This window comes from Kurthia sp. ISK08 (assembly GCF_046159805.1).
GTDB classification, from domain to species: domain Bacteria; phylum Bacillota; class Bacilli; order Bacillales_A; family Planococcaceae; genus Kurthia; species Kurthia gibsonii.
In genome coordinates this window covers 250,611-258,216 of record NZ_JBJXHL010000004.1, presented here as the reverse complement: position 1 = coordinate 258,216, position 7,606 = coordinate 250,611, and the positions used below count along the sequence as shown (strand labels likewise).

The 7,606-nt window shown below is 38.2% G+C and carries 6 protein-coding genes and 16 tRNA genes; 20 read left to right on the top strand and 2 right to left on the bottom strand.

What is annotated here, in order from left to right; genetic code table 11:
- The first annotated feature begins 17 nt into the window (after window positions 1-17).
- The 19 genes from ACKVQX_RS10070 to ACKVQX_RS09980 all read left to right on the top strand — a co-directional run bounded on the left by ACKVQX_RS10070 (window position 18) and on the right by ACKVQX_RS09980 (window position 5,104).
- A tRNA-Asn gene (locus tag ACKVQX_RS10070) sits at window positions 18-94 on the top strand.
- 9 nt (window positions 95-103) lie between these two features.
- Window positions 104-196, top strand: a tRNA-Ser gene (locus ACKVQX_RS10065).
- Window positions 197-227: 31 nt separating this feature from the next.
- Window positions 228-302 (top strand) — tRNA-Glu (locus tag ACKVQX_RS10060).
- 10 nt (window positions 303-312) lie between these two features.
- Window positions 313-388: transfer RNA gene (locus ACKVQX_RS10055), tRNA-Val, on the top strand.
- A gap of 21 nt (window positions 389-409) precedes the next feature.
- Window positions 410-486 (top strand) — tRNA-Met (locus tag ACKVQX_RS10050).
- 10 nt (window positions 487-496) lie between these two features.
- Window positions 497-573 (top strand) — tRNA-Asp (locus tag ACKVQX_RS10045).
- Between the two features lie 21 nt (window positions 574-594).
- Window positions 595-670: transfer RNA gene (locus tag ACKVQX_RS10040), tRNA-Phe, on the top strand.
- Window positions 671-673: 3 nt separating this feature from the next.
- A tRNA-Thr gene (locus ACKVQX_RS10035) sits at window positions 674-746 on the top strand.
- 9 nt (window positions 747-755) lie between these two features.
- A tRNA-Tyr gene (locus ACKVQX_RS10030) sits at window positions 756-839 on the top strand.
- A gap of 21 nt (window positions 840-860) precedes the next feature.
- Window positions 861-934, top strand: a tRNA-Trp gene (locus ACKVQX_RS10025).
- 33 nt (window positions 935-967) lie between these two features.
- Window positions 968-1,043, top strand: a tRNA-His gene (locus ACKVQX_RS10020).
- 28 nt (window positions 1,044-1,071) lie between these two features.
- Window positions 1,072-1,147, top strand: a tRNA-His gene (locus ACKVQX_RS10015).
- Window positions 1,148-1,151: 4 nt separating this feature from the next.
- Window positions 1,152-1,226, top strand: a tRNA-Gln gene (locus ACKVQX_RS10010).
- 5 nt (window positions 1,227-1,231) lie between these two features.
- Window positions 1,232-1,306: transfer RNA gene (locus tag ACKVQX_RS10005), tRNA-Gly, on the top strand.
- Window positions 1,307-1,327: 21 nt separating this feature from the next.
- Window positions 1,328-1,401 (top strand) — tRNA-Cys (locus ACKVQX_RS10000).
- A 35-nt stretch (window positions 1,402-1,436) separates the two neighbouring features.
- Window positions 1,437-1,518 (top strand) — tRNA-Leu (locus ACKVQX_RS09995).
- Window positions 1,519-1,603: 85 nt separating this feature from the next.
- Window positions 1,604-2,386 (top strand): aminoglycoside adenylyltransferase domain-containing protein, encoded by a 783-nt coding sequence (locus ACKVQX_RS09990; RefSeq protein ID WP_068450963.1) that lies wholly within the window; start codon window positions 1,604-1,606, stop codon window positions 2,384-2,386.
- A 311-nt stretch (window positions 2,387-2,697) separates the two neighbouring features.
- On the top strand, window positions 2,698-4,095 hold the full coding sequence (locus ACKVQX_RS09985) for an APC family permease (RefSeq protein ID WP_068450966.1): 1,398 nt from the start codon (window positions 2,698-2,700) through the stop codon (window positions 4,093-4,095).
- A gap of 235 nt (window positions 4,096-4,330) precedes the next feature.
- A complete protein-coding gene (locus ACKVQX_RS09980) occupies window positions 4,331-5,104 on the top strand; it encodes a glycerophosphodiester phosphodiesterase family protein (RefSeq protein ID WP_068450969.1) in 774 nt (257 codons plus the stop codon).
- Between the two features lie 22 nt (window positions 5,105-5,126).
- On the opposite strand, the gene ACKVQX_RS09975 is transcribed toward ACKVQX_RS09980, so the two are convergent.
- Complete coding sequence (locus ACKVQX_RS09975) at window positions 5,127-5,702, bottom strand: DNA-3-methyladenine glycosylase I (protein ID WP_087679925.1); 576 nt, start codon at window positions 5,700-5,702, stop codon at window positions 5,127-5,129.
- Window positions 5,703-5,921: 219 nt separating this feature from the next.
- Between ACKVQX_RS09975 and ACKVQX_RS09970 the strand changes: the two genes are divergently transcribed.
- Window positions 5,922-6,842, top strand: a complete 921-nt coding sequence (locus ACKVQX_RS09970) for an LD-carboxypeptidase (protein WP_087679926.1) — start codon at window positions 5,922-5,924, stop codon at window positions 6,840-6,842.
- A 36-nt stretch (window positions 6,843-6,878) separates the two neighbouring features.
- Here ACKVQX_RS09970 and ACKVQX_RS09965 read toward each other — a convergent pair whose 3' ends face one another.
- Entirely contained in the window at window positions 6,879-7,568 is a 690-nt protein-coding gene (locus ACKVQX_RS09965; RefSeq protein ID WP_068450976.1) for a B3/4 domain-containing protein, read from the bottom strand.
- Between the last annotated feature and the right edge of the window lie 38 nt (window positions 7,569-7,606).

Sequence of the window (7,606 nt, the reverse complement as noted above, 5' to 3'; positions counted from 1 at the left end):
TAAAAAAATCATATCATTCCGCTGTAGCTCAGTTGGTAGTAGCATCTGACTGTTAATCAGAGGGTCACAGGTTCGAGTCCTGTCAGCGGAGCCATTTTTTCTCGGAGAGTTGTCCGAGCGGCCGAAGGAGCACGATTGGAAATCGTGTAGGCGGATAACATCTGTCTCAAGGGTTCAAATCCCTTACTCTCCGCCATGATCGCTCACAATGAACGGAAATATACAGTGGCCCCTTGGTCAAGCGGTTAAGACACCGCCCTTTCACGGCGGTAACACGGGTTCGAATCCCGTAGGGGTCACCACTTATAAAATGGAGGATTAGCTCAGCTGGGAGAGCACCTGCCTTACAAGCAGGGGGTCGGCGGTTCGATCCCGTCATCCTCCACCATTAATTCTTATATAATATTATCGCGGGGTGGAGCAGTTCGGTAGCTCGTCGGGCTCATAACCCGAAGGTCGCAGGTTCAAATCCTGTCCCCGCAACCAATTAAAAAATGGTCCGGTAGTTCAGCTGGTTAGAATGCCTGCCTGTCACGCAGGAGGTCGCGGGTTCGAGTCCCGTCCGGACCGCCATTTTAAAATAAATAAGCATGTGGGTTTGTAGCTCAGTTGGTAGAGCATTAGATTGAAGCTCTAAGTGTCGGCGGTTCGATTCCGTCCAAACCCACCATTTGCCGGTGTAGCTCAGTTGGTAGAGCAACTGACTTGTAATCAGTAGGTCGAGGGTTCGACTCCTTTCGCCGGCATATCTCTCTGGAGGGGTAGCGAAGTGGCTAAACGCGGCGGACTGTAAATCCGCTCCTTCGGGTTCGGCAGTTCGAATCTGCCCCCCTCCACCATTTATTTTAATTTTTTTATTTAGGGGCATAGTTCAACGGTAGAATAGAGGTCTCCAAAACCTTTGGTGTGGGTTCGATTCCTACTGCCCCTGCCAATATAAAATAAAAGTTTCAAAAATATAAATATGGCGATTGTGGTGAAGTGGTTAACACACCGGATTGTGGTTCCGGCATTCGTGGGTTCGATCCCCATCAGTCGCCCCATTTTTTTATATAGAAACATCCAAATATGGCGACTGTGGTGAAGTGGTTAACACACCGGATTGTGGTTCCGGCACTCGTGGGTTCGATTCCCATCAGTCGCCCCATTATTGGGGTATAGCCAAGCGGTAAGGCAACGGATTTTGATTCCGTCATGCCCTGGTTCGAATCCAGGTACCCCAGCCATTTTTGCGGAAGTAGTTCAGTGGTAGAACACCACCTTGCCAAGGTGGGGGTCGCGAGTTCGAACCTCGTCTTCCGCTCCATAATTTATTTCATAATGAGATGGCGGCATAGCCAAGTGGTAAGGCACAGGTCTGCAACACCTTTATCACCGGTTCAAATCCGGTTGCCGCCTCCATTTTTTTTTATTTCTAAAACTTTACATACTATTATGCCGGTGTGGCGGAATTGGCAGACGCGCACGACTCAAAATCGTGTTCCTTTTGGAGTGTCGGTTCGACCCCGACCACCGGTATCTATATAAGACTACTAGATTCTAGTGGTCTTTTTTTATTATTCTTTTACACTAAAGTTAATTCAATTGGAAAGGTGGTAATCTATTGTTTATTCCTGAAACGGTCAAGAAGGCTGTAGATACTTATATGTCGTTAAGCCATAAGTTATTACCTGATTATCAGTTAGAGCTCTTTATACATGGCTCTATTGGCTTAAACACATATGAATCAAACAAAAGTGATATCGATTGTATTATTGTAACGAATCCAGAACTAACATTAGACCAGAAAGAAATATTGAATCAACTTCATTTGCAATTTGAACAACAAGAAAACATACCAATGGATTGTGTATATATAGCTAAAGCAGATTTATCATCCCAATCCCCATTTTTAAATACTTATTTTTACTATAATGAAGGAACACTAAGTTATGGTGATTACTTTAACTTTAATCCGGTTACTTGGTGGACTTTACATCAAAATTATCAAGATCCTCCTTTTCCAACGACTACAGGTTCTCAACTTCGAGACTATGTATTTCAGAATATGCAACAGTATTGGAAACCTTATATCGAGAGGTTGAAGCGAGAAGTTCAATTAGATTTATCTATTTCTGATGAAGAGATAAAAGAAGAAATTGAATGGATTGTATTAGGGTTACTTCGTCAATTTTATACGTTAAAGGAGGTGGGGGTGACTTCAAAATATGATGCTGGTATATATGGATTACAGCATTTACCGAAACAATGGCACCCAATTATTCAACTAGCCATCCGTATAAGGAAAAATGAGTTAGTAGTAGTTTCTGTAGAAACAATGAATCAAGTAATTGATTTTGCGGAATTTTTAATTTCATATTGTGAAAAATTAAAATCGACTGATTAGGTCGATTTTTTTTGTTCTGTTTATGTGTTCTAGTTGAATTGTAAAAATTATGAAAATGTATGTATCTGTCTTTTAAATATAAGTAAATACTGTGCTAATGAACTGGTTCCAAAAAAAAGAAAAAGATGGTTCTTTTATTTTAAAGTGGTATTCTTCATAATCTATGTAAGCACTATAAAGAAAGGAATAAAGGGGAATTTATATAAGTTAATACAGAATATATGGGGTTGTATTAGCTTTTTTTGAAAATGTGTAGCATGCTTTTAAGCTTGAAAGCAACGAGAGTCTACAGCATGAAGGGAGAAATTAACATGGGCAATCAGAATAATAAAGAATTTACAAAGTCGATGTCAAAGGTCGATGTACTTTTTCTATCACTAGGCGCTATGCTTGGTTGGGGATGGGTTGTTTTATCAGGGGAATGGATTACAGGGGCAGGCTTTTTAGGAACGATTATTGCATTCATATTAGGAGGATTACTTGTAATCTTTATCGGTTTAACGTATGCGGAGCTTTCAGCAGCGATTCCCAAAACAGGTGGCGGATTAGTATTCGTCCAGCGTGCTTTTGGTAAAAAGAGCGCATTTGTAGCAGCATGGGGTGTACTTTTTGGTTATGTATCTGTTGTAACATTTGAAGCAGTCGCATTACCAACGGTTATTGATTACGTAATGCCTGTTGAACATAAAGTAAGTCTTTGGACATTAGGTGGTTGGGAAGTGTATCTTACATGGGCTTTAATCGGTTCTGTAGGTGCAGTCGCACTAACAGCACTAAACTTCTTTGGAATTAAACCAGCAGCTATTTTCCAAAATGTTTTTACAGTTGCGATTGTATTAGTAGCAGCTCTTATGGTATATGGGGCTTTTGCGAATGGTGATATGAAAAATTTAGATCCGATGTTTACAGATGGATTCGGAGGTACACTATCTGTACTTGTTATGATTCCATTCTTATTTGTAGGGTTTGATGTTATTCCACAAGTAGCAGCAGAAATTAAAGCACCTGGTAAAACAATTGGTCGTATTATTATTGTATCAATTGTCAGTGCGGTATGTTTCTACTTATTCGTTGTCTTTGGGGTAGCAGCAGCACTACCAGACGAACAACTTTTAACAAGTCAATTAGCAACAGCAGACGCAATGGTTGCACTATTTGGTAGTCCTGTTTGGGGATATGTCCTAGTGATTGGTGGTATTGCAGGAATTATTACAAGTTGGAATGCCTTCATTATCGGAGGGAGTCGTATTTTATATGCGATGGCAGAACATCATATGATTCCAAAATGGTTTGCCTATATGCACCCGAAATACAAAACACCGACAAATGCGATTATCTTCTTGGGTATTTTAGCAGCAGTTGCGCCTTTCTTAGGTCGACCGGCACTTGTATGGATTGTAGATGCTGGTGGAGTGGGTATTATCGTAGGTTACTTATTAGTATCTTTTGCGTTTATGAAGTTACGAAAAGTAGAACCAGAATTACATCGTCCATATCGCATTAAATATTGGAAGTTTACAGGAGTGGCAGCGATTGCATTGAGTATTTTATTCATTACATTCTATTTACCAGGCATGCCTTCAGCACTTGTATGGCCTATGGAATGGCTAATTTTAGGTGTATGGTGTCTCATTGGATTTGTCTTATATATGATTAAACCAAAAGAAGCGATTGCTTTTGAGGTAGTTAGTGAAGGTAACAATAAGTAAAATTATATGAATATGATGATGAAGTATAAGAAAAAAACGGAATCGTGCTGTGACACGGTTCCATTTTTTCGTTGCGAACTCTAAAAGAGGAAATGAACTATTTGTCACAACCTCTTTGAATTTTAAAAGGTATATGAAATACTTTTAGTTAATCTATTTTCTTATTTAAAAATTTTTTCTATTTCTGTTTACATATAGTATGATAGATATGATGTCTTAGAAAAAGGAGGGTACAATGAAACGTTTTATTGGAGTCTTTGTTCCTGCACTTTTTTTAATCGCTGTCATTACGAGCTATATGACATTTGCCCAGTCTTATGAGTGGACTGAAAACACCATCATTGCACATGCAGGTGGTGGAATAGAAGGAGATAAATATACAAATTCACTTGAGGCTTTTCAAAATAGTTATGAGAAAGGTCATCGTCTCATTGAATTAGATATTAATATGACAAGTGATGGAAAAGTAGTAGCGCGACATGATTGGAAAGATACAAAAGACCAAACATATGAAACTTTTAAGAATCGACTTTATAAAGACAAATATAAACCAATCGATTTTCAACAAGTTATTAAATTGTTGAAGAAATATGATGATGTTTATATTATTTTAGATGGTAAAACAAAGTCACCTCAAGCAGTACAAACACTATATAAAAAAATTAATGTCTATACTAAAAACTTAAAGCCACGTGATAAAAATCGTCTTATTCCTCAAATGTTCTACAAACAAGACTATCAACTATTAAAAAACTATGGTTTTAAAGATGTACTCTATGTGATTGGGCGTGAAAGTTATACAAATCAATCATTAGCCGAATTTTGTGATGAACGCGGTATTCGGGCAGTGAGTATTGATAAAACATTTGTAAATACCCCTTTAGTACAAACATTGAAAAAGAAAAAAATTGTTTCTTATACGTATACAGTGAATGACCGAGGTACGATGAAAAGACATAAACAAATGGGTGTTCATGGATTCTTCTCTGACTTTGTTGATGCGTATTAAATAAAAAAAGGTCTGCATGCTTTTAAGCACCATGCAGATCTTTTTTATAGCAAAAACAAGTTGTTACATGATCGTTTACAAGGCCGCTTGCTTGCATAAAAGCATAAACCGTTGTCGGACCTAAAAATTTAAAACCACGTTTTTTTAAATCTTTACTAATGCGTGTGGAAAGTTCTGTAGTCGCAGGCACTTCAGATAATTGTGTGAAGTGATTTTGAATTGGTGTACCCCCTGTGTAAGTCCAAATGAATTCGTTAAAGCTTCCGAATTCTTTTTGAATATCCATGAATAAGGTAGCATTATGAACCATTGCTGTTAATTTACCACGATGACGAATAATTCCTTCGTTTTGTAGTAAGCGCTCAATTTTAGCTTCATCATATTGTGCAATTTTTTCATAATCAAAATAATCGAATGCTTCGCGCATCGTTTCACGCTTTTTTAAAATGGTTGCCCAACTTAAGCCCGCTTGCATACTTTCTAAAATAAGTGTTTCAAACCAATCCGAATCTTTAGTAATCGGTACACCCCATTCTTCATCATGATACTGTTGATCAAGCTCGGAAACATTTGCCCATGCACAACGTGTTTTCTCCATTGTCATCTCCCTTTCAAAAAAACGAATCTTTGTTCTTATTATAACAGACATCTGTTTGACATATTCGATTTTTATAATGAAAGAAAAAAATTCGGAGGTTCAGATGAAGAAAAAAGCGATTTGTATAGGTGTCATTTGCGGTTTAGTGATTGAAGTGTGTACACTTATGATTCAAATCACTCTATAATAGAGGAGAGTATAAAAAAAGGAGCTTGGCATATGAAACAAAGACCGATGCGTTTACAAAAAGGTGACACAGTAGGGATTGTCGCTCCTGCTAGTCCGCCGAATCAACAGCAATTAACAAAAGCACTCGATTTTATTGAAGGGTTAGGGCTTCAATATGTAATGGGTGAGAGTGTTACAGCGAAAGAACATTATTTAGCTGGTAGTGATGAATTACGTGTACGTGACTTACAGCGTATGGTAGAAGATCCGTCTATTCGTGCTATTTTCTGTGCAAGTGGTGGATATGGTTCTGCGCGTATTGCAGATCAATTAGATTATATGCTATTTGAAGAAAATCCAAAAATCTTCTGGGGTTTTTCAGATATTACATTTTTACACACAGCGATTGGTGAGTTGAGTAACTTGGTAACATTCCATGGCCCAACACTTTCCTCTTTAGGTAGAGAGGATATCCCAGAACGTACGTATTTAATGTTTGAGCAGTTATTTAATCCAGCAGAGATTTACTATGATGAACGTATTTCACCACTTCAAACAATCGCAAAAGGGCGTGTACGTGCGCCGATTGTTGGCGGTAATCTAACATTACTGTGTGAATCACTCGGAACAAAATTTGAAGTGGATACAGCAAATAAAGTGTTACTCATCGAAGATATTGGATTAGAGCCAGCACAGATTGATGCGAAGCTGAATCAATTACGCATGGCACGAAAGTTCGAACATTGTGCGGGTGTAGTCATCGGTAGCTTTACACACGCAGAACCACGTGATTATACAGATTCACCGTCGTTAGATGCACTATTTACAAGTTATTTTAAAGACTTCAATAAGCCTGTTGTGAGTGGTTTTAAATTTGGGCATGAGGATTTAAATGTCGGTATTCCCCTAGGTGTAGATGTTATTTTAGATGCAGATGAAAAAGTACTAGCCTTTTTACCAGGTGTAGAATAAAGAAAAAGTTCGGACACACATCGTGCCCGAACTTTTTTAAATAGTCGTCTGTAATTGTTCTTTATTCAAAATGGCATATGTTGCATCGCCCCCGTGGATTTGTGTAAACATCTTAGAAGCAGAAGCGAGTAACTGCTCGCATGACTCATGAGAAAGTGATGGTGGAAGATAGAAAATTTGAAGTGCATCTGTTGTGGCTTCAGTAACTGCACTACGCTTACTATCGACATAAGGACTACCGAATGGACCTTGTTCATCACAGCTTACAGGTATTCCAGCTAACTTGACATCACGACCATTTAATCCTTCATACATACTATTCTCTGTTCCTACAGTCATTTCGATAGCACCTTGTAAAGCATGCGTATCATAAATCCCTACAGGAATCTCATATTGTAGTGAAAAGAAGTTATTTAAGTCGACAGCAGAGTGGAAGGGTTGTAAATATTGTTGTTTTGCAATGCGACGTAGTAATGCTTCAGCAGATGGACGGTAGCGACTTGGATCAGCACCGAGTGTTTTAAAAATGTGTCGCCATTCTTGAATGGCTTTATGTTCTGCGACAGGTGTATCTTGTAAATCTAAAAATAGATTCTCTTGATATAATTGTGTACGTCCTTTAATCATTTGGGGCGATTCTTCCACGATAATTTTGGTATAATGGACAGTGCCGATTTTAAAATCTGTTATTTGATTGGTTAATTGTTCATTTAGTTGAATGTGCATAAAACATCACCTATCTGTTCATTTTTGCCAATTGTATC

What these genes read in the sequence shown, in the direction of transcription:
- ACKVQX_RS09985 (WP_068450966.1), top strand. Translation starts at nt 2,698, where the DNA reads ATGGGCAATCAGAATAATAAAGAATTTACAAAGTCGATGTCAAAGGTC.
- ACKVQX_RS09980 (WP_068450969.1), top strand. Translation starts at nt 4,331, where the DNA reads ATGAAACGTTTTATTGGAGTCTTTGTTCCTGCACTTTTTTTAATCGCT.
- ACKVQX_RS09975 (WP_087679925.1), bottom strand. Translation starts at nt 5,702, where the DNA reads ATGGAGAAAACACGTTGTGCATGGGCAAATGTTTCCGAGCTTGATCAA.
- ACKVQX_RS09970 (WP_087679926.1), top strand. Translation starts at nt 5,922, where the DNA reads ATGAAACAAAGACCGATGCGTTTACAAAAAGGTGACACAGTAGGGATT.
- ACKVQX_RS09965 (WP_068450976.1), bottom strand. Translation starts at nt 7,568, where the DNA reads ATGCACATTCAACTAAATGAACAATTAACCAATCAAATAACAGATTTT.